Here is a 23101-nt window from a genome sequence, read left to right as displayed (position 1 = left end):
TCTTTTCTCGGTGCTTTAAATGCGCGTCTACTTCGCAATGTGCGGATGTCAAAGCACCTTCGTCACCGAAGGCGCTAAAAACGGTTTCTATTCGCGTGATCATGGCGAGGGGGAAACACCCGTTCCCATCCCGAACACGGAAGTGAAGACCCTCAGCGGCGGAAGTACTTGGAGGGCGACCTCCCGGGAGATAAGCACGTTGCGCGGATAGAAGATTTGAGGGAGCCCCCAACAGGGGGCTTCTTTCGTTTGTCCAAGGCCCCGCAGATGAGCTAGGTTTCGAAAGAAACCCGGTGAATACGTATTCATAAGGGGCCCGCAAGATGTAAATTGCCTTTGCTCGTGCCGCCTTTGGCGCGATCGACTTGAGATTCGGAAGGGACAAAAACATGAACACTCGTCTGTTCGCCGCTGCGCTCGTCGCGGTGGCCTCCAGCGTCGCAATGGCGCAACTCGACGGTATCCGCGACGGCTCCTATGACGGCAGTTTGCGCGCGACCCAACGCACCGCGACTGGCTTCGGCGACAACTTCTCAGAGCTTGACAACGCCTATGCCTACACTGACGGAAGCAACCTGCACGTCTTTATCGGCGGCAACTTGGAAGGCAACGGAAACGCCTTCGAGATGTTCTTCGATTCGAAGAGCGGCGGCCAAGACCGCATCACCAGTGAGAACCAGGTCGTCGACCCAGACGGCGCACAGGACGCCGGTGGATCGCTCGGAAGCAACCGCATGCTCGGCCTCGGCTTCAGCTCTGGCTTCGCCGCGGACTACTACCTCACGTTCCGTCGCAACGGCAACACTCTCACCGCGTTTTGGGCGACCATCGGTGGGTCGGGCAACGCGACCCAGCTCGACAATAGCGTGCTCGGGATCCAGTTCGGCTATGACAACTCGAACACGGGCGGCGTCGGTGGCTTCCAAGCCGACACTCCGCTCCTGCCGGAGAACGACCCCGGAATCGCCGCGGTGGGCACTGGCATGGAGTTCCTGATCCCGCTCGACCAGCTAGGAGCGATCGCCGGTCGCGACATCCTCGTGGCCGCGTTCGTGAACGGCGGCAAGCACGACTACGCCAGCAACCAGTTCCTGGCCGACAACCCGCAAGGCGGTCTGCCCGGAGACGCAAACGGCTTCCAGCGCAACAACCTGGGAGGCGACGGCAACGGCAACTACCAGAACGGCGTCGTGAACTTCACGATGCCGGACAACACCTACTTCTCTGTGAACGTGGTGCCGGAGCCGGGAACGATGCTCGCCCTGGGCGCTGCCCTCGCGGGCCTCGCTGCCCGCCGGCGTAAGGCCTGACCAAAAGGACAGGGGGCGAGCCTCACAGCTCGCCCCAAACTACGAAGCGGTCTCCCGCGGGCTTACGAGCAGCCCGTGAGAACGACGGCGAGAATGCCGAGCAGACCGAAAAGGGTAGCGAGCTTGGCCATTGTTTTCCTCCTCCTTGCTTACAATACTTGGCTGAGCCCCGAAAAGGTGCGGGAGAAAAAGCGCTCTTAACACGAGCCTTGAAGTACGGTTCAACTCGGCTCCCGGCTATGTTAACACGGTCGCGCCGTTAGCCACGCGGCACCAAATACCCCCGCGCTGTCGCCAAAAGCTGGGGCGAGCAACGGCGTCGCAAGACGGGGGTTGAATACGTTTGCGGCAAGTCGCTCGCGACCCAGAGTCCGCAGCTGCGGCACTTGGCCCGCCCCACCACCCAGGACGACACAGTCAGGGTCCAGGATGTTCACGACGAGCGAGAGGGCCCGCCCAAAGTCGTCGCAGAAGCGCTCAACCGTCTCGCGGCAGGTGGCATCCGTTTCCGCCCGAGCTGCGATCTCGCGGAGTGACAGCGGCCCTTCGCCATGGGCCACGCCGCCATCAAGCGAGAGAGTCTTCCGTGCGTGGAACTGTTCCACGGCCGGGCCACTCAGATAACGCTCCACGCAGCCCTTCCGACCGCAATAGCAGGGCTCGCCATCGGGCCAGAGAGTGGCGTGGCCCCACTCTCCCGCGATACCGTTCGGCCCGGTGAGCAGGTTGCCGTCCACAACGATTCCGCCCCCGACCCCCGTGCCCATGATCACGCCGAAGACGGTCTTGGCGCCCATTCCAGCGCCGGCATGGGCTTCCGCCAGGGCGAAGCAGTCGGCGTCGTTCGCGATTCGGGCCTCTGCCCCCAGGGCCGCGGTGAGGTGGTCTTGCAATGATCGCCCGTTGAGGCAGGCCGTGTTGCAGTTCTTCATGAGCCCGGTGACGGGATCAACCGAACCAGGAGTGCCGATCCCGATCACGTCGGGGCGGGAGAGCCCGGTCTCCTCTTCCATCAGCCGCACCAGCTCCTGGACGCGACCAACGATCGCCTCATAGCCGCGCTCGGCCTGCGTTGGGATCCGCAGGCGGGCTAGGACGCGGGCGCCTCCACCTTTCCGTTGTTTGAGGGCGTAGTCGCCTTTCAAGACCACCCCTTCGATCTTCGTGCCGCCGAGGTCGATGCCCCAAAGTTCCACTTAGGGCATTGAACCAGATCGGCGGGTTACGGGACGATGGTCCAGGACGCCTGATCGGCCTCGTGGCACCAGGCGGAGACGGAGGCGGGGCCGGTCTGCCGGATCAAGTAGCGCGCCCGAACAAGGCCGTCTACGGTCACGAAGTTGCTGGGAACGTCGGCGTAAAGCGCGACCGTCTTGGTCGAGCCGCTCAGCGAGTCGGCGCGGCGAACAGTCGTGCTCGGCGTCCCGTCGGCGCGGACCATGACCACTTCCTGCCGGAAGGCGCCCGAGTGGACCATCCGCGAGGAGAGGTAGAAGTTTAGGTGGCTGGGGGAGAGGTTGGTGGTGAGCCCAGAAACTTCGACTTCGACAGGCGGGATCACCTGGTTCGGGACGATGAACTTGCAGACCCGAAGGGCGTCGCCGTCCACGTTCACGAGGCTGCCGACGTTTCCTGACTCCAAGCGGCCGCGACGGATCGAGACGCTGGAAGGAGCGAAAGTCTCGGGGCCTGCGATCGTAAGGTAGGGGCCGGGGGCTTCCAAGGCTGTTCCGAGGAGGTTGCCTGCGGGGTCGTAGCGCTCGACCAAGTTGTTGAAGAACTGGGGCACCAAGAGGTTCCCAGCGGAATCGTAGCTTAGGTACTCGCACTCGCCGTTCGTCGAAAACACGTCGCCGAGGTAGGAGCCGTTTGCGTCGAGCTTCTTGATCTTGTAGGTCAAGTATTCGGAGACGTACATGTCGCCGTTGGCATCGAAGAGCATGCCAACGACCCCCTCGATGCCCGATGAGGCCAAGTCGGAGAACACACCCAGCGGGTTCCCGGCCGGGTCGTACCACAGGATGGTGTTCTCCACCCACGAGCAGACATAAACGTTGCCGGACGAATCGACCGCCATTTGGCCGTGACGATTCAGGCCAGTATTAGAGACGAAGTCGGGCAGGCGAAGGCCGTTCTCGGCGAAATGCAGGATGGGGCCGCCCTCGTAGCGGGCCGAAAGAAGCGAACCGTCCGGAAGGAACTGGATGGAACCCATTTGGCCAAGGTTCTCGGCGAACACGCCGAGGTAGGTCCCGTCCGCCGAGAACCGCTGGATTTTGCCGTTTCCATAGTCCGCGACATAGAGCTCGCCCTTGGAATCGAACGTTTGGTAAATCGGGTACGAGAGGACTGACTCGCCGAACGTTTCGACGAGGTTGTCGCCCTCGTCGGTCCGGTACATCGCACCGATCTCATTGGGGACGTCGTTGGAGCACGTGTAGTAGTCGCCCAGGCTGAGCGCGGGTGCGGCCAGGACGAAGAGAACAGGCAGGCATTGAGAGCATTTCATGGGACATCCTTTGCGGATGCAAAGATTTTGACCGCCCCATTTTCCTTCTTATTTGTCGCTTCCTGCCAAGAGTGGTCAAGAACTGCCAGTGCAGACTTAAGACGGGTGCAAACAAACCAGAAGTCTTCCTTCTCTTGGTGGTTATAATTGTGACCACAAATGCGCTTTGTGAAGCTCTGCCTTTCGCAGCCGCCGTCGCACCTGTTCATCGATCGAAGCGACCTTCCCGAACACCGTCGGGAATGGATCCAGCCCCCGATGAAGCATTTGCTCATCGTCTACGAGCACACGGGCCTCGCGTACCACAACAACATAAGCCTGGAATTTTCGCCGGGAACCATGATCTTGTTCCCCCCGGGTGCCAGGGGCGCCCATGCGAGCGTCGGCAACGGCAAATTGCACACGGCCTTCCAGTTCTCGTTGGTAGAGGACTCGACCGACTTCCACGCGGTTCCGGTCCAGACGCAACTCGACGACCAGCGCCTAAAAGAGTGCGGCTTTCTCATCCACCAAGTCCAGCAAAGCCACGCGCGGGGACGCGCGTTCATCTGGAGCCTCTTATGGTCGATCGCGGAGCACCAGCGCCTGGCCGGGACGGACGACAAGTTGGTCGCAGCAGAGCGTTATGTCGCGCAGAACCTGCGCGAACCTCTTCGGGTGGACCATGTGTGTCAAGCGGTGGGCGTGCCCTACCGCAGCCTTGCCCGACTCTTCGAGTCCGAGCACGGCATGGGGATCCAGAAGTATGTCGCGGAGCGCCGCGCTCGCGAAGCGGTGCGGCTTTTGAGCGAGACGTCTTTGCCGATAAAGGTGGTCGCCGCCCGCGTCGGGGTCCCGGACGCGCACCAGTTCAACAAACTCGTCCGCAGATCGGTGGGCATGAGTCCCAGGGCGGTCCGAGCGCTCCAATCCTAGCCCAAGGGCCCGGCCCCGGGTCTCGGCAATAATGGTTCGATGGCTCTCGCCCCTGGCACACAGGCACCCGATTTCAAGCTCAAGTCTCCTGGGTCGGACGGTTTTGTCGACGTCGCTTTGTCCGATACCCGCGGTAAGGCGAACACGGTCCTCCTCTTCTTCCCGGCTGCGTTCAGCAGCGTTTGCACCACCGAACTTTGCGATGCGACCAACGGGCTCGGCGGCTTCGAAGCCGCCGACGCAAAGGTCTATGGGATCAGCGTCGACTCGCCCTTCGCACTGAAGGCGTGGGCAGAGAAGTTCAACATCAAGGTCCCGTTGCTCAGCGACTTTTCACGGGAAGTGACGAGGGCCTATGGTGTCGAACTCCCCGACTTCGCGGGGACTGGCGGAGCGGCCAGCAACCGGGCCGTCTTCGTCATCGACAAGCAGGGCAAAGTCGTTTACAGCCAGGTGACGCCGAACCCCGGCGAATTGCCCGACATGGCCCCCGTCACCGAAGCTCTGCAGAGCCTCTCGTAGGCCCGCACGAACAAGACCGCGTCTGCTCTAGACGCGGTCGACCAGCTCGTCCTCTCCCTTCTTTCGGGCGCAGTGGGCGCAGCAGTAGATCGTCCCCTCGGCTTCCACGCCGTGGCCCAAGATGCGGCACCCGCAGTGGGCGCACGCCGGGGCCAAGAGTTGCGCCGCGCACTCAAGACTGTCGAAGACGTGGCTCTTTCCCTCGGCGTCGGTGACTTGGAACGCACGGTCGTAGGTGTTGCCGCAAACGGTGCAGGTGCCTTTCATGGTTACTATCCGTTAACGACCGTTCCCCCGTTGGGGTGGAGCGTCTGGCCCGTCATGTAGGAAGAATCGTTCGAGGCCAGGAAAACGTAACATGGCGCGACCTCGTCGGGCTGACCGGGCCGACCGAGCAGGGTGTCCTTCCCAAAACTCTCCACGTCTTCCTTTTCGAACGTGGAAGGGATGAGCGGCGTCCAGATCGGGCCCGGGGCGACCGCGTTCACGCGGATCTTCCTCTCGGCGAGCGAGATCGCGAGAGAGCGCGTGAAGGCGAGCTCCGCCCCTTTTGTCGCCGAATAGTCGAGCAGCTCCGGGCTGCCCTTATAGGCGGTCACCGACGTCGTGTTGACGATTGTCGAACCCTCCACCAAGTGGGGAAGGGCGGCCTTGGTAAGGTAGAAGTAGCCGAAAGCGTTCGTGCGGAAGGTGCGCTCAAGCTGTTCGGGCGTGATGTCCTCGAGCTTGGCCTGGGGGTGTTGCTCGCTCGCGTTGTTCACCAGCACGTCGAGCCCGCCCAGTTCCTCGAGGGTCTGTTGGACCGCCTGCTCGCAAAACGAAGGGTCGCCGATGTCTCCCTTGATCGAGATCCCCTTGGCGCCTTCCTCTTCGATCAGGCGCAGGCACTCCTCCGCGTCCTCATCGTGGGAATGGTAGAGGATGGCGACGTCCGCTCCTTCACGGGCGAAGGCGATCGCTATCGCCCGGCCGATGCCGCTGTCCCCGCCGGAAACGATGGCCTTTCGACCTTCAAGCTTGCCGCTGCCCTTGTGGTTGGGGCCTGAGGTGCGGGGCTGGTCGCCCATTCCCTCTTGTTCCGCTTGTTTTCCCGCCTCGTCCTGTCGCATATTGCAGATGGACGCTGGCGGGGCGCCTGGGCCCGGGCGGTGGCCCTCAATCGATCTCCAGCGACCGGAACCGCTTCTCGGTGTCGCTGGTGTTCTCGGTGAGCACGCGGTACGCCCAGGTCACGCGCCGTTGGATCATGGCCGCTTGGGTGGCCTCGTGCGAGCCCTCTGGGAAGCCGCTGGGATCGCTACGTCGGCTGAGCTTCTGGTAGGCGAAGCGCACCGCCTCAAAGTCTGCGGTCGCCTCGACGCCCAGGATCCGGCACGCGATCTTCATTTTCTCCTCGGCTGTGAGTTCTTCGACCTCGTTCGACGGCTCGGTCTCGGATCCTTCCTTGGCGTGTCCAGCGGCACTGTGGGTCTGGCCCGAGTTCAGTTCTTGCCAGGCCCGGTCGATGTCGATCTGTCGGATGCGGTCCCATTCGCGGTTCACGTAGCCGCGAAGGAGGTCGTAGGCGCGCTGGAAGTCGCTCACGCGCGCAGGTCCTCGGTGAGCTCGGAGGCTTCTTCGAACGACTTGCCGAGGGTCTTGAGTCTTTGGAGCATGCCGGTCATTTCGTCTTGGGAGGCCGAATCGACATCGGACTGAACGACGGCGCGGGTGACCATGGCGCGGATCTCGCTCAGAGCGGCTTCGGCTTCGCGTAGCTTACTCGCCAGAACGTCGATCTTGCGTTGGGCTTCGTCCAAGTGCCCAAGTTCGACTCTTCGGCTCGCGAGGGCGCGGTCCAGCGCCTCCCGCTCTTCGGGGTTTGCGGAGTCGGCTATCTGCCGTTCTAGCCGCGAGACGGCCGTGGCGGCGGCGCCTCGCCCCCGGATCGCCTGCTTCAGCTTCTGGCGGGCCAGCGCCACCTTGGCGGCCTCGGCGTAGATGAGGTCGGCTTCTTCCGCGGCCTCGCCCGCGATCACGCTGACCTCAGGTTGGTTGCGCGCCTCCGCCGCCGTCTTTCGAAGGCTGTCGCGAGCTTCGCGGATCGGGCGGACCATGGAGAGGGCCTCAGCGCCGAGCTCCGCTTGGTCGGCGCCCTCTGCCCGCTGCGCGCGCATCGCGGCGAAGAAGGCGTTCACGACCCAGACGACGCCGCCGATGAGCACCAGTTCCATTCGTGCGGTGGCCAGGCCAAATAGGGCCAGCCCCCCAGCGATGACCGGGACGGGGCGGAGGAAGAGATCGCGGGCCTTAAGCATAGCGCCTTAGAACCGTACGACGACCGAGAGGGAAAAGTCCCGGAAGCGCGCCCCTTCAAATCGGATGGCGGGCAGATAGTTGATCCGGTCCTGCCCAAGCAGCTCCGCCTCCAGGCGGTAGAAGTCGCGTTGGGCGGTCCAGTCCCGCGCCCAGGAGAGACCGATGCCGTAGTCGGTGCCGCGCGTCCGGGTGCGGAACTCCAACACCGAGACGTCGCGGTTCCGGTCGCGCTCGTCCTTGCCTTCGCGAAAGCCGGCCCACTCGGCCGTGACGAGGTTCGGCCCGACCGGCAGGGAGACGTCCGCTCCCAGAATGAGGCTGTGCCCCCGGCCCGATCCGGCCGCGTCCTCGGGGTTTTGGACGGCGGTGAGGGAAGTCGGCTGGATCCCAAAATGGTCGCCGGCGGCGAAACTTACACCGAGTTCGCGCCCAATGCGGCCCGTGACGCCCCGAGGCCGCCCGCTGCCTCCGTCGCAAAAGGCGATGCTGAGCGGGGCGTCGTCGAAGACTAACCGTGTGTCCCCCCTGGCGGCGAGCACCGATTCGCGCAGGATGAGGCGTCTGCCAAAGGGAAGGTACTGCTTGCCGACCCGCCAATAGCCGCGGTCCTCGATGTACGCCTCGTCGACCGCGCTGGGATCGCCCGACCCTTCGACCTTCTGCAGGCGTTGCGCAAAGTAGGCGCGGTAACCGGGTTCCAGGATCATCCTGACACCGACGATGCTGTAGCGTCCCATCGGGTCGTACCAGGAGAAGCGGTTTTGGGCGCCCGTCCGCACCTGCCACGTCGGGTGCAGCTCGACAAAGGGCGCGAGGTTCGGCACCTGGGGGAACGCGAGCGGCGCGGCGAGGGCGGTCCCGCCCAGCAGGGCTAATGCGTGTCGCAGAGGCACCGGGCCAACTCCTCCTTCTTGACCTGGCGCTGTTCGCCGGTCTTGAGGTCCTTGAGGCTGACGTAACCGCCCGCCAACTCGTCGTCGCCAAGGATCGCGGCAAAGCTCGCGCCAGACCGGTCGGCCTGCTTGAACTGGGCCTTCATCCCTTTGCCCTCCAGGTCCAGAGAGCAGGAGACATGTTCGTCGCGCAAGGAAGCGGCCAACTTCCGGACCGCCTCACGTGCGGCGTCGGTCGCTGCGACCAGGTAACAGGCGAGCGGCTCGGCCCTGAAGGCGACTCCCTGTAGCTCAAGGGCGAGCAGCGCACGCTCCACCCCGGGGGCGACGCCCACCGAGGGAGTCGGCGGGCCGCCGAGCTGCTCGATCAGGGTGTCATAGCGACCGCCCCCGCAAAGCGAGAGCCCTTCGCCGAGCTCGGGAGCGACCACTTCGAACACGGTGTCCGTGTAGTAGTCCAGCCCGCGGACGATGCCTTCGTCCTCGACGAAGGGGATCCCCGACTCCGCGAGCAACTGGACCAAGCGCGCGTGGTGCTGCTGGCTCGCCTGCCCCCGGAAAGCCGAGATGGCGGGGACCCCGCCTAGGGCCGCGCGGCAGTTCGGGTCTTTGGTGTCGAGCAGGCGCATCGGGTTCTTTTGGGCCTTGGCGCGGTCTTCCTCGCTCTGGTCGCGCAGCCAACCCTCCATGTGGGCGAGGATCTGCTCGCCATAGCGGGCGCGGTCTTCGAAGCGGCCAATGTTGTTGACGCGGAGTTCCACCTTCTTGAGTTGGATTGCTCGATAAAAGCGATAGGTGGCGTCGATCACCTCCAGGTCCGCCTCGGGGGTCGGGGAGCCGATGAGCTCAAGCCCCACCTGGTGGAACTGGCGAAGCCTGCCCTTGCCGGGGCGGCCATAGCGAAAGATCGGCGCGCAGTAATAGAGCCGTACGGGCAATCCACCCGCCCCAAGCGAGTGCTCCAAGAACGCGCGGACGACGGGAGCGGTCATCTCGGGCTTAAGGGCGACGTGCCGGTCACCCTTATCGAAGAAGTCGTACATCTCCTTCGAGACCACGTCGCTCGTCTCGCCGCTGGACCGCACGAAGAGCTCGTAGTCCTCGAAGATGGGAGTGCGGACCTCTTCGTAGCCGAACAGCCTGACGGTCTCTGCCCAAGCCTCTTCGACCGCGCGCCAAGCCGCGACTTGGGAGGGAAGGGTGTCCTCCGTCCCGCGCGGGGCCTGGAACCTCAATCCAGCCTCCCGCTCAGGGCGACTTCCAGCAGCCGGTCGAAGGCGGCCTCAGGCATGGGGCGTGTCGCGCCCAGTTCTCGCGCGTGCTTGATCACGGTCGCGATGCGCTCAAGCGTCTCCATGCGGTCGTAGGCGTCGTAGATGTCCCGGCCAAGGACGACCGCCCCGTGGTGGCTCAAGAGAAAGGTCTTGTGGTCTTCAAGGTATGGGCGGATCGCCTCTGGCACCTCCTCCGTGCCGGGGAAGGCGAAGGGCACGTCAGCCACGCTGCCCAGAACGTAGCCCGCTTCGGGGAGGAGGTTGTCCGGGATGGTCTCACCGGCAAGCGTGAAGGCGGTCGCGACGGGGGGATGGGCGTGGACCACGGCCTGGCAGTCCGGACGCACGGCATAGGCGACCAGGTGCAGCTTGATCTCGCTGCTGGGCGCGGGGCTGTCGCCCACGGGCTGCCCCTTTAGGTCGATCACGCAGAGGTCGTCGGGTTTCAGGTGCCCCTTGCTGGTCCCGCGGGGCGTGCAGAGGAGGCGCTGGGGACTCAGCCGGACGCTGAGGTTGCCTTCACACGCGCCGATCAAACCTCGCTGCCAAAGCCGGCGCCCAACCTCGCATACGGCCGCGCGCAACTGCAACTCCGACTTCACGCCCGCATTATGGACCGCAAGGACGCCGGGGCTAGCCGCCCGCCTGCTCGTATCGGGCGAGGGCACGCTCCGCCTTCGGCAGTTCGCGCGGGTCGGCGGCGCCGCCCATCTCGCGGTAGATCTGCACAACCCGCTTCTGCCAGGCGACCGCGTCCCCCTTATTCTTCGCCATATGGGCGGCTTCCGCCGCCTGGGCCAGCATCGGCGCGTCCCAGCCGCCGTTCGCCTCGAACGACTTGTGCAGGGCCCTGGCGGCCAGCCCGTAGTCCGGATCTTTGGCGATCGCGGGCGCGCGAAGGATCGTGACCCCGACCAGGTAGAGGTACTCCGGCTTCTCGGCGAAGGGCCCTTCGACCAGGCTCCGAGCGTCGCTCCAAGCGGCGGGCGAACCTTGGGCCACTTGCGCGTCCAGCCAAGCCAGTCGGAAGTCGTTCTGCAACCAGGCAGGCACCGTCTCCGCCCCTGCCTTGACTATCGCCGCGGCCTTCTCCCGCTTGCCCTCGGCGAGGGCGTTCCCCGCCTCCGTCACAAGCGCCTTCACGTGCTGGTCTGCGCCCTTCTCCTCGGCCTCGCGGGCGAGGGCGTCGGTGGCCGTCCACGCGCCCGCCAGGACGCGTTCCAGAACTTCGCCAAGACGGTCCATGGGATGCCCTCGCCAAACGAACGTGCCAGCGGCATCCATCACGAAAGCGGCCGGGACGCCCTGGGAGCCCGAGGCGTCAAGGTAAGCCGCTTGGACTTCCTTCCGCGGCCCGTCGATCCCGGTCTGGAACGGGAAGAGCTGGCCCATCCATTTCACCCACGCGGAGATCCGACTGACATAAACGGAGGAATCGGGGGACTCCTTGTCCTGGTCCCTAACATTGAGGGCGATAAAGTCCACTCGGTCGCGATAGCGTTCCTTCAAGCCGCGCAGAACGGGCAGGCTCTGGCGGCAATAGGGGCACCAAGTCGCCCAAAAGAAGACGACGCGCGGCTTGGCGCCCAGGCTCGGCGCGCTCCCGCCGACCCACTCGAACGGTTGCAAGGGCGGGGCCGGCATCCCGAACTTCAGGTCGGGCCGGAGGCTGAGAAGGGCGAGGGCCGCGAGGGTCATACGTCTTCTGACGCGGCAGGAGCCGCGCCGATTTCCGCGGCGGTCTCTTCGGCGAAGCCCTTGGCCCATTCGCCGATCTGGTCGCGGAGGGTGCGGAAGAGGGCGCGGACCTCTTCGTGGCTGCCTGGCTGGTCCGGGTCGGGGAAGCTGTGGTGGACTTTTTTCACCGCATTCGGGAAGACGGGGCAGGCCTCCTTGGCCGCGTCGCAGACGGTCACCGCGCAGTCGATCTTGCGGTCCTGGTATTCCGCCACGTGGTCGGAAGTCTGGTTCGAAATGTCGATGCCGACTTCCTGCATCACCTCTATCGCGATCGGGTGGACCCCCTTGGGCCAGGTCCCCGCGCTCAAGACTTCGAACCGGCCCTTGGCGTAATGCCGCAGGAACCCCTCTGCCATTTGCGAGCGCGCCCGGTTTCCGGTGCAGATGACGAGGAGGCGGTAAGGTTCGGGCATGTCGGCGAGAGTACCAGCCGGCCTTCACGCCCGCGCCTCAAGGGGTCGATCTGGCGAGGCGGCTAGAATACGCAGATGGCATCGGCTTGGAAGGTAGGCGCTTTCGTGCTGGTGTTCGTCGGCCTGCTCGTGGCGGCGTTCGCCCTTCTCCAACGCAGCATCTTCGCAAAGCCGACCGCCCCCTATTCGGCGGTGTTCGTCGACGCGGGCGGCCTCACTCCGGGATCCTTGGTGATGATGTCCGGCGTGGTGATCGGCAAGGTTGAGACTGTCGAACTCTCGAAACCGGGCCAAGCAGTGGCCAGGCTATCGATCGAGAAGGCCCACAAGATCCCGGTCGGCAGCGTGGCTATCTTGCCGAGATCATTCGTGGCCCTGGGAGAGCAGCGGTTGGAGATCACGCCGCCAGAGCAATTGGGCGAATATCTACAGCCCGGTGCCACGATCCCGGGCAGGCTGGGCAACCCCTTGGACAGCCTCGCGCCCGGGGCCGAGGGAACGCTGCTCGAGATCAACAAGACGCTCGTCTCCATCCGAGGGTTGCTCGAGGACGAAGAGCTCAAGGGCGACGTGACCAACCTCATGAAGGAGGTCACCGACACGACGAAGAAGTTTGGGAACCTGGCCCAGCGCGTTGACGGACTCGTCGCGGCAAACTCGACCCAGTTCTCCAGCCTCCTTACGACAACCCGGGGCATGCTGGTGAACCTGCAGGCGGTCAGCGCAGAGGTCCGCCGGATGGTGAGCAGCGGGGAACTGGAGGGGAAGGCCGGCGCCCTCCTGGATAATTTAAACGCGGCCGTGACCCAGGGGCGGGGCCTGGTCAGCGACCTGCAGGCCTTCGCCAACGACCCCAAGATGAGGGCTTCCATCGACGAGACCTTGGTGAACGTGCAGCAGATGAGCGCTAGCGGGGCCAGGATCGCCACGGACGCGGAGGTCATGGCGAAGAACGGCGTCACCGTGAGCGAGGAGACCGCCACCTTGATGAAGAAGGCCAACAAGATCGCGGACGACGTGGAAGATTTGGTCCAGAAGTTCAACCAGACCGTCGGCCGGATCAGCGAGCGGGGCTCCAGCCTGATCAAAGGGGTCGAGGTGGAGGCGGGGCTCACGAGGGAATCGAACCCGGGCCGCTTCCGGAGCGACCTGAACGTCCGGTTCCCGGTCGGGGAGCAGAACGTGGTGGCTGGGCTCTATGACGCCTTCGAATCCAACCGGATCAACCTGCAAATGGAACGGTTGTTCGGCACTTCACTGGGGCTTCGGTACGGAGTTTACGCAAGCAAGCCCGGACTCGGGGTAGATTACGCGATCGCGCCCAAAATTGGATTGCGAGCGGACGGCTATGGGTTGAACGACCCTCGGCTTGACCTCCGGCTCCGCTACGACTTTGGCGGCGGGATCTCGGGCTGGGGCGGTGTGGAAGACCTGTTCGGCGGCAACAAAGCCGCGATCGGGGTCACGATCCGCCGCTAGGCAACGGGAAGAGGGCTCGGGAGAGCGGCGATGAAGGTTATTCTAAAGCAGTCGGTGCCGAAAGTCGGCAAAGAGGGTCAGGTCGTCAATGTGAAGGACGGCTTTGCCCGTAACTATCTTTTCCCCCGGGGCATTGCCATCGTGGCCGATAAGGCGCAGATGGGCGTGCTCGACCGCCGCAACGCCCGGCTCGAGGCGAAGCTCGCCGAGACGAAGTCGGACGCGGAGAAGCTCCGCGACGTGCTCCACGGCAAAGTCCTCGAGATTGAAGGCCAGGTCGCCAAGGGCTCTACGAAGCTGTTCGGCGCCATCACGAGCCAAGACATTGCGGACGCGATCAAGGCGAACTTCGGCGTCGACTTCGAAAAGAAGGTGGTGCTCCTCGCCCAGCCGATCAAGCAGCTTGGAAACCACACGGTCGACCTCGACGTCCACCGCCTGGTCGATATCCGGATGACGGTCCACGTCTTCGACCCTGAGGCCCTCGCGGCCGCCAAGGCGAAGGCGGCGGCCGACGCCGCGAACGCCCCGAAGCCGAAGGTCGAAGCCCCCGTCGAGGCGGAAGCCGCCGACGCGGCCGAGACTCCGGAAGAAGAAGCCTAGGTCGCGACGCTTTCCGCCCGGCAAGAAAGTCTTGTCTGGTATGAACGTCCTTTGCCTGCTTTCGTTGGCGGCGGCCGCGGTCGTGCCTGGAAAGGCAGACCATAGCTTCGGCGTCTTCCAGACCGAGCAGCCCGTCCGGCTCGCCATGACCCCCACCCTCGACGGCCAAATCGGCATGGAGGAGTGGGACTTCCTCTCGGACGACGGCGGCTGCGCCTCCTACTTCCAGTGGGAGCCAGGTTCCGTTTATTGGGGTGCCACCATCCCCGAAGGTGAGGACGTCCTCCTTTCGCTAGACGAGGGCGGCGATGGCTGGCTCGTCGGCGACGACAACGTGGAGGTCCGCGTCGGCATGAGCAACGGCCAACCTGTCGTGAGCGTCCGCCGCTTGGACGCCTCGGACCCGGCGGGGCCGACGTGGGTGCCCTCAGGCATCCTGGGCGAATCTTTGCGCTTCGCCTGCACCTCCCACGGCGACAGCTGGATTCTGGAGGCTCGCTACGATCCGCCTGCGCCCGTCGCCCCGGCGATCGGCCGCCACTACGGTGTGCGCATCGACGCCGTGCCCGCGGGCCAGGGAGTCGGCGAAGCGTACATTCCGCGTCAGGTGGCTGTCGTCAACCTGCAGGTGGACTTTGGCCAAGGGTTGCCGACCGGTTTCTCTTGGAAGCCGGGCTACGTCGCCCGCCACGTCCCGGTGGAGGACAAGCTCAAGATGACGTTCGACTTCCGCCGGCAGTCGGAGGCGGACTTCCGGTTCAACGAGATTGAAGTCCGGGCGGAGGGCCCCGTGCTCCAGTCGTTGACCTCGGCCCGCCTCCCGTTCCCCGAGTGGAACGCCAAGGGCAAGGCGAACTACGTGTACGAGACCCCGCTCTCGCCGACAACCCAGGTCGGCTACCGGGTCGTCCGGGCGACCCTGCGCGGCGCGGACGGGCGCGAGACGGTGCTTCGTTCGAGCTTCCGGGTGGCCGAACTTATCGACTTTGACGTCGATCTGCCCAAGTCGCTCCCGCTTGACCCCAAGGCACGGTTGGTCAAGGGCAAGGTCACTCTCCGCTCGAACGGGGTCCGGAGCGTGAACGGCCGCTTCAAACTCGATATCCCGAAGGAATGGACGGTTACCCGGGGCGCCGACGCGAACCTGACCATCTACCATCCCAAGGGCATCCAGCGGATTCCCCTCGAGCTCATCATTCCGGGCGACACGGTGGGCACTTATCCGCTCACCTTTACCGCCAAGATCGGCGACCGCGAGGTCAAGCGCACCATTTACATCCCCGTCGGGCAGTCGTGAAAGATCCCAGGGTGCAGTTCGGTCGCGAGGCCGAGAAGTACGTGACGAGCAGCGTCCATGCGGACGCTGCAGCGCTTGCCGCCCTGGTCGACCTGTTGAAGCCTGCGGGAGGCTGGTTGCTCGACGTGGGGACCGGGACGGGCCACACCGGTCTTGCCTTCGCCCCGCACGTCACGCGCGTGGTCGCGAGCGACCTCACCCCACAGATGCTCCGCGTGACAGGGCGCACAGCCCAAGAACAGGGCGTTGCGAACCTGGCGCTTGTTCTGGCTGCCGCCGAACGCGCGCCCTTCCGAAACGGGGCGTTTGACTACGTCACAAGCCGCACCGCCGCCCACCACTTTGACGACGTCGCTGCCTTCCTCCGGGAATCGGTGCGGGTGCTCGCCCCGGGCGGGGTCTTTCTCCTCGTTGACACGATCGGGGCGGACGATGAAGAGGCGGACGGGCTTCTGGACGAGCTGGAGCGACGGCGCGACCCGAGCCACCGAAGGAACCTGACGCTGGCAAAGTGGCGCTCTCTTTCGGAGAATGCGGGCCTGCGGGTCGAATCGGCCACCGTCGTTCCGAAGCGGATAGCCCTGACGGAATGGCTCGAACGGATGAGCGTCGCACCGGAGGAGCGGCGAAGCGTGACCGCCATGATCGCCGAGTCAACGGGGGCGTTCCGCGACTACCTTGCCCCGGGGCACGACTTCTTCCATCTCGCTGAACTGACCCTTCTCGCGAGGAAGCCAAAGTGACACTCCCCGAAAAGCTCATCGTTCCGCTCGTCACGCCGTTCACGGACGATTCGACTTCGCTGAGCGAGGTGCGGGTCGCACGCCTCGTCCGCTTCTATGCCGAGCTAGGCGCGGCGGGCTTCCTCGTCGGGAGCTCGGCAGGGGAACCCTGGTCGCTCTCGCTCAGCGAGCGCAAGCAAATGCTCGAATGGACGATGCGCGAGGCTCGTGGCATGCCCGTCTATGTCGACGCGACCGCCATGACGACGGCGGCGGTGATCGACCTCTGCCAGAGCGCCGAACGGCACGGGGCGCGCGGCGCCGTTTATGGGGCGCCGTGGTTTGGCGGCCACTCGGAGGGAGAGATCGATTCCCTGATCCGCTCGGTGAACCGCCACGGGAACCTGCCGACCGCCTTTATCGGCAAGGCGAACGAAAACCACGGCCAGTTGGAGAGCCATATCGTGATCGAGCCCGTCGTCTATAAGCACGCGACGACCGAGGAAGTCCGCTTGCCAGAGGGCACCGTCTCGCCCCTGGCCGTCTTCGGCTTGGAGCGGATGGCAGCATTCGTCGAGAGTTGGGCGAAGCTCCAACTCCGAATCCGCGCGACGTTCTCGCAGAGCGGAACGCACCGCGTCGCGAGGTTGGTCCTCAAGGAGCTGGGCCAGGAGTGCGGCCCTCACCGGGGCCCGACCCAGGCACCCGTCGGACAGGCGAGGGAGATGATCACGGCGCTCCTGACGGCGGGCTAGCCTCGGGTTGGAGGCGGAGGATGCGGACCAGGGAGAAGCCGTCCTCTGAGCCGGCGATCTCGAGCCGGAAGGCGTCCGAGGCGGCAAGCACTTCGAGCGGCCATTCCGAGTCAGGCTTGCGGAAGATCTTCTCGGCGGCGGCAGCGAGCACGGCCTTGATCAGGACTTCGTGGTCGGCCTCTTGGGGCAGGCTGCGAAGTTCGCGCTTGCCGATCTTGCGCAGGCCGCGCGTCTCGCCTCGATAGCCGCTCTCCCCGTTTCCCCAGACCACGCGCAGATGGAGTTCGGGACGGGCCGCTCGGTTGTCGCGCTCCAGTTGGGCGCGAAAATCGGGGGCCAGCTGCAGCGATTCCAGGATGGAGTCGAACACGGCCAGGCCGTTCGTCAAGTCGGCCAAGGTGTCGGCCAGGTGCGGCATGAACTGCAGGTGCCGGTCGTCGCGCAAGGGCTCGCGGCTGGCGTAGCGCAGCTTCACCAGACTCGTGGACTTCGCGAGGGCCTGAAGGGCCTCCGCGCTCGGAACGACCCCTTCTTCGAAGAGGTCGGGGCGGAAGGCGAAGGGATTGCGCTCCCGCTGGGCGACGGCCATGTGCAGCCGGAGGTCGCTGAAGAGCATGCCCTCCCGGGCGCCGATGCTGGGCAATCCCGGACGGTTGTGGGGGTTGGCGGCGACCATGCGGTCCATGATCTTTTCGATGGCGGGCAGCCGCTCGGCCGACCCATAGATCCAATACTCGGTGACGGCGAGATAGCCCTGCTGCCGCCGGCCCACGACTACGCGCCAGAGAAGGACGCCGACGAAGGCGAGGACGAACCCGAGGAAGATCCCCCAGCCAAAGGCGCTAGGGCCCAATCCCGGCCCTCCATCGCTCGACAAGCCGCAGCTCCTCGTCTGTGAGCAGGATCGTGCAGCCGCCGCAGAGGCCAGATGAGTCCACACCCGTGCCCCGACAGAGCAGGCAGGAGTCAGAGCGGCACGCCGCGGCGACTAAGCGGGGCTTGGTGAGCGCCCATGACAATTCCTCGCGCTTGAGTCCAGAAGGGTTGTCGCGGGACATGGAACGTTATTATTGACGTTCCGCCCCTCCCCATTCGCTCACATCCAGCTGCAATAGGGAGGGGCCGGGCCGTTCAGCCTCGGCGCTTGCGCGTGAGGAGGGCCGCCCCGCCCAGGGCGGCGGCCAGGATCGTGACGGGCTCCGGAACCGTCTCGACCATGAAGCCGACGTTAAAGCCAGGGTAGTCGTTTGAGATGTCGTTCCAGGTGCCGTCCGCATAGACTTGCAGGTACTGCTCCTGGCCCGGCCCGCCGAAGTCGTTCGGTTCGCCGGCGTTCCAGTTCGAGAAGGACCACGCCTCGCCCGTCACCCACTGCCAGTTCGCGTTGGGATCGGTCTCGCCTTCCGGCTGGAACCCGCCGAGGTAGCAGGTCGTGGGAAAGTTGCTGAAGGAGCCGACGACCTCACGGTTTTCGTCCTCGGTGACGAGGGTCGCCAGATAGCCCCCCTGCGCTTCGGCGAAAGCCGTCGCGTCAAGGTAGGACATGCCGCCGGGCGTCTCGTAAAGGGAATAGGTGTGGCCGTTGGCACTCCAAGTGTAGGTGCCGACGAGGTTCTGGGCGTTAGAAGCGGCACCAAGGGCCGCAAAGACTACGAGAGACAGGTTTTTCATTTTGGATACCTCTCTGAATCAAGCTGCAACGCCTAGTGGAGCTGCAAGCCAAGGTCATTCTACATCTCAGTGAGGCAGAAAGTCGAGAAAATGCGTGACTCGCTCCTCTTATGATGAGGGCGCCTCTTTGGCTTTCTCCGCTTCCTCGACGGCCTTGCGGGTCGCTTCCTCGTCGATCCTGCGGATGAGCTTCTCGGCAAGTCGTTGGGCGACCGACTTCGCCTGGCGCAGACCGTAGAGCCCAAGGGAGAGCCCCCCGGCCAAGCCGGCGGCGATAACGGCCACGCCCACCGCGAGAGGCCCGTTCTCGGCGATCATCGAAGAGCCGACGATCGTGCCGATCAGGGCCATCTGGCCGCCGAAGATCAGGGGCAAGATCGGCAACGGGCTGACCTTGACCCGGGTGCGGCCGTTGCGCGCGGTGATGGAGACGTCCGCCATAGTGAGCCCGGACATGACCTTTGCCGAAAGCGTGCGTCCGACCTGGGAAGGGGGCGCCTGCGAGGCCCGGGTCGGCAGTTCTTCGGCCAGGAGGTCGTAGTCTTCGGGGTGCAGCTCGCCCTCGGTGACGCGCTCGACCGGCTGCGGGAAGACGCTGCCGAGCCCCTTCTTGGCGGGCGGATTGAAGCGCTCGCGGATGGCTTGCTCCAGGTAGTCCATGTCAATGCCCACTTCGGACGCGATCTTCGCGAGCTCTTCGCGGGTGACCCCGGGCGTGTACTCTTGGGCGCGCGTCGTTTCCTGAAGCTCGACGGCGCGCTGGACGATCTCGCCCGCTTCACTCTCGCTGAAAATCTCCCGGTGCGATGCCATAGGCGATTCTAGTTCCCCTGGGGCCTCGTCGCGCCGGATTCGGCCGCGGTCTCGCCCAAGATCCCGTAGAGTTCTGGTTGTCGCGCGCCAAAGGCGTCCGTCTCATATTCGCCGGGGACGACGATGCGCCGCTTCTGTCGGGCGAGCGAAAGGTCAAGGTCGACGATCAGGTCTTCGGCTTCCCGGCCGGCCTTGGCGAGGGTCGTGCCGTCAAGGCCGTAGACCCCGCTTTGCCCGATGAAGGTGAAGCCCTTCTCTTGGCCGACCCGGTTGCAGGAGGCAAAGAAGATGCGGTTCTCGGCGGCGCGGGCGATCGAGATGTGGGTGGCCGCGACCTCGGCCCCGACCGGCCAGTTCGTGGGGAGGACCACGAGGTCGGCGCCGCGAAGCGCGAGGGCCCGGGTGGGCTCGGGCAAGCGTTGGTCAAAGCAGATCAGCGTGCCGACCCGGCCGAAGGGCGTCTCGAAGACGGGCAACTCCCGGCCAGCAGTCATGAACCGGTCCGCCCCAAGGACGGGGAGGTGCGTCTTCCGGTAGATCCCCGCCGTCCCGTCCGGCCGGGCAAAGAGGGCGCAGTTGTAGAGCCGCTCGCTCTCTAAGCCGATGAATCCGCACACCAGGTACGTCTTGGTCTCTCTTGCCGCAGCGATAAGGGTGGCGAGGCTGTCGTGCCCGGAGCAAAGGTCACCGCCCGCGTCGGTCTCGAAGGGGAGTGCGATCTGAAGGGCCTCGTCCGCGCTTGCCACGCAGTAGCCCGTAAGGAAGGCTTCGGGGAAGACGAAAAAGTCGCAACTCTCGTCAGCGGCCAAGGCCCGGACTTTTTCGGCACAGAACGCCGCGTTCTTGGCGGGAGAGTCGAACTCCAGGTCGCACTGCACGCAAGCCAGTCGCATTCCACTCAAGACGTTAGACGGGGGGTCAAACCGCGTCCTCGAGCATCAAGAGGGCGTCCCCTGGATAGACGAGCTGCCCGCTTTGGGCGACGACCTTCAGGACTTTGCCGGAGAAGGGGGTCGTGACCTCGTTGAAGACCTTCATCGCCTCGATCAGGCCGATCACTTGGCCCGCGGCCACGTCCTCGCCCTCCTTCACGAAAGGCGGGGAACCGGGGCTGGGGGCGGCATAGAAGACGCCGGTCGTGGGGCTTTCCACCTTGCGGCCCGCGGACACGGGCGTTTCATAGGGCTCGAACTCCTCCTCGAGTTGTTCAGAATGGGCTTCGCCCGCGACCATGGCGATGGGCGCGCGCGCCTTCTCGGGCCGCCGGTCGAACTCGACCGTCCACTCGTCAGCCTTCCATTTGGCTTGTTCTAAGCCAAACTCCTCCATCAGGCGAGCAAGGCTATCAGCCGCTTCTTGCGGATTCACCAGCCGATTATGCAACACGAGGGCTGAGCCTTTCCGAAAGTTCCGTCCTGGGCCTTAAGGCGCAAATAGCATAGTATATACAGTGGCCGATTTTGCGGCCACGAAAGGAAAATTCAAATGAAGCTTCGCCTGCTATCTGCGACGCTGGCAATTCTTGCCGCGCACGCAGTGCTCGCACAAACGCCGAGCACACAAACTCCCCCGAGAGCGGGAGAACCTGCAATCCAAACGGGAAGGACCGAATGGGATCCAAAACTGATCAAGGGCCTTAAGGGAGTCAAACCGACCTTCGGTTCGACCTTTGATTTCCACCCCACCACGCCGACTCCGGTCTTTGAGCCGAACGAGGAGACGGGCTGGAAGGGTCCGCGCCTGAAACTCACCGGCCCCGCCGTCTTCACCAACCCGCCTGACCAGTCTGGAGTCAACATCCAAGCGGAAGCCCTGCTTGGCAACTTCAATGGCATTGGCCAGACGAACCTGAGTCCTCCGGACCCGGCGATGTCGGTCGGCCCGAGCCATGTCGTCGTCGCCGTCAACGCGCGCTGGGCGATCTATGACAAGTGCGGCAACCAGATCTACGCCGTCAACGCCGGCGACTTCCTCGGTGATCCGGGCGGGTTCTACTTCGACCCGAAGGTCGCCTACGATCCGTGGCGCGGCCGCTGGCTGGTCATGTGGCACTACCGAAACGACGCGGCCCAGGATTCACGCTTGGTGCTCCAGGTTAGTGACGACAACAACCCTGAGGGCAACTGGTGGTGGTACCGGTTCAACTCGAACACGGGCAGCGGTTCCACGCTCGCCTGGTGCGACTATGCAGACCTCGGCTACGGTTCCAGCACCGTCTACGCCTCCGGCAACCAGTTCCGGTATTCCGGCGGCTTCCAGACAGCGTGCTTCTACACGTGGAACCCGACCGAGATCTACAACGCTCAGACGGCGTTCACCATCAAGGACACCGGCCTCACCAACCCGGACGGCTCGACCTGCTTCGGGCCGCGCGCGGTCCGCCACCTGAACGTCTACTTCGGCGGTGCGCAGTTCGTCAACTCGCGCGCTGGAGGCGGTGACAAGGTCACCGTTTGGGACATCACCGACCCGCTCGGCGCCCACACGATCGCGAAGCGCGACATCACGGTCGGCACCTACGCCGCTCCTCCGGATGCGCGCCAGCCCAACTCCAGCCTGTTGGACACGATCGACAGCCGTCTGATGCCGGCGACCCTCGTAAGTGCCAATAGCACGTGGCAGCTGTTCACCTCGCTCACTCGGGACAATCCTTCTGAGCCTGGCAACGCCAGCGCATTCCTGCTGAACCTCAACCCGGCCGGAAGCGTCAACTGGTCCTGGAACTTCTGGGCCAGCGGCACGAGCTCTTGGTTCGCCAGCCCCGCTGTCAACTACAACGGCACCTGCGTGTGGGCCTTCTCCCGCAGCGGCACCTCGCTGCAGCAGCAAGCCCGCTACGTCAACTATGAGCCGAGTGGCTTTCCTAACTCCAGCTCCCTGCACTTCCAGTCGACCTCCAACTACGGCACCAGCGGCGTCCAACGTTGGGGCGACTACTTTGCCGGAGACCTCGACTGGGGCGATTTTAACAATAGCGCCCCGAGCCAGAAACTTTGGTTCTACCACCAGTACGTCGGCGGCTCTTCTAGCTGGGCGACCCGGGTCGGATCCACCGTCTCGGCGGGCGTTGCCCCGGGCGTGATGTCCGTCACTCCGGGAACGGGCCTGACCTTCACCGCGTTCCGCGGCGAGTTCAACAACTCTACCAACTATTCGGTGAACCACGCGAGCGGCCAAGTCGGCTTCGCGTGGGAAGCCAGCACCCCCACTTGGCTCAGCGCAACGCCGAACGGAGGCATCCAGTACCCTGGTAGCTCCCGTAACGTGAACGTCGCGACCACGGCCAATGCGAACACCCTCGCCTATGGCATCTACAACAGCAACGTGGTCTTCACGAACTGCGATGGCGGCGCCACGGCGACCCGCTCGGCTCGCCTGATCGTTAAGGACCGGGCATTGCCGTCGTCGATCACGGTCCGGCTTGGCCGTCAGCAGAGCGGCAACGTGAACAGCATCCGGGCTCGCGACACGAACTACCTCGTGGTCTGCAAGTTCATCGTCCCGAACCTCGTGGTCCCGCCCGTCCAGGTCGAGATCAACGGGACCGCTCCGGGTAGCTCTGCCTCTGCGCTGAGCTTCCTGATCCGAGGTGCCATGGTTAATACGGGTTCGTTCTCGCAGCGGCTCGACATGTTCAACTTCGTGACGAACGCGTTCGACGTGACCGACTTCCGAAACGACACGTGGACCACGACCTTCCAGGAGGTCACCCTCAACGCGACCGGCAGCATCGGCCGCTACATTGGTGCGGGCAACGCCGTCCGAGCGCGCTACCAGATCCGCCAAACGGGTCCGGCCAGCGTCAACCTGTGGTGCAACCGAACCGACTACGCCGAGTGGCAGTTCACTCCATAAGGAACGCTCCGCTCGCATAGCAAAAGGGCCGG

General features: G+C 64.6%; 26 protein-coding genes and 1 rRNA gene. 10 read left to right on the top strand and 17 right to left on the bottom strand.

What is annotated here, in order from left to right:
• Nucleotides 1-91 precede the first annotated feature (91 nt).
• Nucleotides 92-208, top strand: a 5S ribosomal RNA gene (gene rrf / locus KF733_09290).
• A gap of 181 nt (nt 209-389) precedes the next feature.
• A complete protein-coding gene (locus KF733_09285) occupies nt 390-1310 on the top strand; it encodes a PEP-CTERM sorting domain-containing protein (GenBank protein QYK55197.1) in 921 nt (306 codons plus the stop codon).
• 242 nt (nt 1311-1552) lie between these two features.
• Here the strand turns inward: KF733_09285 and KF733_09280 are convergent, their stop codons facing one another.
• On the bottom strand, nt 1553-2506 hold the full coding sequence (locus KF733_09280) for an ROK family protein (protein QYK55196.1): 954 nt from the start codon (nt 2504-2506) through the stop codon (nt 1553-1555).
• A 26-nt stretch (nt 2507-2532) separates the two neighbouring features.
• On the bottom strand, nt 2533-3819 hold the full coding sequence (locus KF733_09275) for an NHL repeat-containing protein (GenBank protein QYK55195.1): 1287 nt from the start codon (nt 3817-3819) through the stop codon (nt 2533-2535).
• 159 nt (nt 3820-3978) lie between these two features.
• Between KF733_09275 and KF733_09270 the strand changes: the two genes are divergently transcribed.
• Both KF733_09270 and KF733_09265 read left to right on the top strand, forming a co-directional pair.
• Nucleotides 3979-4734 carry a helix-turn-helix transcriptional regulator gene (locus KF733_09270; GenBank protein QYK55194.1) on the top strand — a complete coding sequence of 252 codons (756 nt, stop codon included), beginning with the start codon at nt 3979-3981 and terminating at the stop codon, nt 4732-4734.
• 39 nt (nt 4735-4773) lie between these two features.
• Nucleotides 4774-5256 (top strand): redoxin domain-containing protein, encoded by a 483-nt coding sequence (locus KF733_09265; GenBank protein ID QYK55193.1) that lies wholly within the window; start codon nt 4774-4776, stop codon nt 5254-5256.
• 27 nt (nt 5257-5283) lie between these two features.
• On the opposite strand, the gene KF733_09260 is transcribed toward KF733_09265, so the two are convergent.
• The 9 genes from KF733_09260 to KF733_09220 form a co-directional block, all read right to left on the bottom strand.
• On the bottom strand, nt 5284-5523 hold the full coding sequence (locus KF733_09260; protein ID QYK55192.1) for a hypothetical protein: 240 nt from the start codon (nt 5521-5523) through the stop codon (nt 5284-5286).
• Between the two features lie 5 nt (nt 5524-5528).
• The gene (locus KF733_09255) at nt 5529-6323 is read right to left on the bottom strand and encodes an SDR family oxidoreductase (GenBank protein ID QYK55191.1); all 795 of its coding nucleotides are present in this window, start codon (nt 6321-6323) and stop codon (nt 5529-5531) included.
• A gap of 88 nt (nt 6324-6411) precedes the next feature.
• Nucleotides 6412-6840 carry a J domain-containing protein gene (locus KF733_09250; protein QYK55190.1) on the bottom strand — a complete coding sequence of 143 codons (429 nt, stop codon included), beginning with the start codon at nt 6838-6840 and terminating at the stop codon, nt 6412-6414.
• Nucleotides 6837-7553 carry a hypothetical protein gene (locus KF733_09245; protein QYK55189.1) on the bottom strand — a complete coding sequence of 239 codons (717 nt, stop codon included), beginning with the start codon at nt 7551-7553 and terminating at the stop codon, nt 6837-6839. Before KF733_09245 ends, KF733_09250 begins: the two co-directional genes overlap by 4 nt.
• Nucleotides 7554-7559: 6 nt before the next feature.
• Nucleotides 7560-8447, bottom strand: a complete 888-nt coding sequence (locus KF733_09240) for a hypothetical protein (GenBank protein ID QYK55188.1) — start codon at nt 8445-8447, stop codon at nt 7560-7562.
• Nucleotides 8426-9682, bottom strand: coding sequence for a histidine--tRNA ligase (hisS, locus tag KF733_09235; GenBank protein ID QYK55187.1), 1257 nt, complete (start codon nt 9680-9682; stop codon nt 8426-8428). The genes KF733_09240 and hisS overlap by 22 nt, the downstream gene beginning before the upstream one ends.
• Nucleotides 9679-10323: a class II aldolase/adducin family protein gene (locus tag KF733_09230; GenBank protein QYK55186.1), complete on the bottom strand. Its 645-nt coding sequence runs from the start codon at nt 10321-10323 to the stop codon at nt 9679-9681. The genes hisS and KF733_09230 overlap by 4 nt, the downstream gene beginning before the upstream one ends.
• A 31-nt stretch (nt 10324-10354) precedes the next feature.
• The gene (locus tag KF733_09225) at nt 10355-11419 is read right to left on the bottom strand and encodes a TlpA family protein disulfide reductase (protein QYK55185.1); all 1065 of its coding nucleotides are present in this window, start codon (nt 11417-11419) and stop codon (nt 10355-10357) included.
• Nucleotides 11416-11874, bottom strand: coding sequence for an arsenate reductase ArsC (locus KF733_09220; GenBank protein ID QYK55184.1), 459 nt, complete (start codon nt 11872-11874; stop codon nt 11416-11418). Before KF733_09220 ends, KF733_09225 begins: the two co-directional genes overlap by 4 nt.
• A gap of 75 nt (nt 11875-11949) precedes the next feature.
• On the opposite strand from KF733_09220, the gene KF733_09215 reads away from it, so the two are divergent.
• From KF733_09215 to KF733_09195, 5 genes are read left to right on the top strand one after another with little or no spacing between them, the layout of a single operon-like run.
• Complete coding sequence (locus KF733_09215; protein QYK55183.1) at nt 11950-13353, top strand: MCE family protein; 1404 nt, start codon at nt 11950-11952, stop codon at nt 13351-13353.
• Between the two features lie 30 nt (nt 13354-13383).
• On the top strand, nt 13384-13956 hold the full coding sequence (rplI, locus tag KF733_09210; protein QYK55182.1) for a 50S ribosomal protein L9: 573 nt from the start codon (nt 13384-13386) through the stop codon (nt 13954-13956).
• Between the two features lie 40 nt (nt 13957-13996).
• On the top strand, nt 13997-15253 hold the full coding sequence (locus tag KF733_09205) for a hypothetical protein (GenBank protein ID QYK55181.1): 1257 nt from the start codon (nt 13997-13999) through the stop codon (nt 15251-15253).
• Between the two features lie 11 nt (nt 15254-15264).
• Entirely contained in the window at nt 15265-15996 is a 732-nt protein-coding gene (locus KF733_09200) for a class I SAM-dependent methyltransferase (GenBank protein QYK55180.1), read from the top strand.
• A complete protein-coding gene (locus KF733_09195; protein QYK55179.1) occupies nt 15993-16730 on the top strand; it encodes a dihydrodipicolinate synthase family protein in 738 nt (245 codons plus the stop codon). Before KF733_09200 ends, KF733_09195 begins: the two co-directional genes overlap by 4 nt.
• On the opposite strand, the gene KF733_09190 is transcribed toward KF733_09195, so the two are convergent.
• The 6 genes from KF733_09190 to KF733_09165 all read right to left on the bottom strand — a co-directional run bounded on the left by KF733_09190 (nt 16705) and on the right by KF733_09165 (nt 20582).
• Nucleotides 16705-17583, bottom strand: coding sequence for a hypothetical protein (locus KF733_09190; GenBank protein QYK55178.1), 879 nt, complete (start codon nt 17581-17583; stop codon nt 16705-16707). The genes KF733_09195 and KF733_09190 overlap by 26 nt on opposite strands.
• Nucleotides 17573-17788 (bottom strand): hypothetical protein, encoded by a 216-nt coding sequence (locus tag KF733_09185; protein QYK55177.1) that lies wholly within the window; start codon nt 17786-17788, stop codon nt 17573-17575. Before KF733_09185 ends, KF733_09190 begins: the two co-directional genes overlap by 11 nt.
• Nucleotides 17789-17861: 73 nt before the next feature.
• Nucleotides 17862-18401 carry a PEP-CTERM sorting domain-containing protein gene (locus KF733_09180; GenBank protein ID QYK55176.1) on the bottom strand — a complete coding sequence of 180 codons (540 nt, stop codon included), beginning with the start codon at nt 18399-18401 and terminating at the stop codon, nt 17862-17864.
• A 108-nt stretch (nt 18402-18509) separates the two neighbouring features.
• Nucleotides 18510-19214 carry a hypothetical protein gene (locus KF733_09175; protein QYK55175.1) on the bottom strand — a complete coding sequence of 235 codons (705 nt, stop codon included), beginning with the start codon at nt 19212-19214 and terminating at the stop codon, nt 18510-18512.
• An 8-nt stretch (nt 19215-19222) separates the two neighbouring features.
• Entirely contained in the window at nt 19223-20107 is an 885-nt protein-coding gene (locus KF733_09170; protein QYK55174.1) for a carbon-nitrogen hydrolase family protein, read from the bottom strand.
• 25 nt (nt 20108-20132) lie between these two features.
• Nucleotides 20133-20582: a hypothetical protein gene (locus KF733_09165; GenBank protein ID QYK55173.1), complete on the bottom strand. Its 450-nt coding sequence runs from the start codon at nt 20580-20582 to the stop codon at nt 20133-20135.
• Nucleotides 20583-20699: 117 nt separating this feature from the next.
• On the opposite strand from KF733_09165, the gene KF733_09160 reads away from it, so the two are divergent.
• Nucleotides 20700-23069, top strand: a complete 2370-nt coding sequence (locus KF733_09160; protein QYK55172.1) for a hypothetical protein — start codon at nt 20700-20702, stop codon at nt 23067-23069.
• The last annotated feature ends 32 nt before the right edge of the window (nt 23070-23101 follow it).

The organism is Fimbriimonadaceae bacterium (genome assembly GCA_019454125.1).
Lineage (GTDB): Bacteria > Armatimonadota > Fimbriimonadia > Fimbriimonadales > Fimbriimonadaceae > JALHNM01.
The sequence above is the reverse complement of the archived record's forward strand: the minus strand, read 5'-3'. Positions and strand labels throughout refer to the sequence as shown.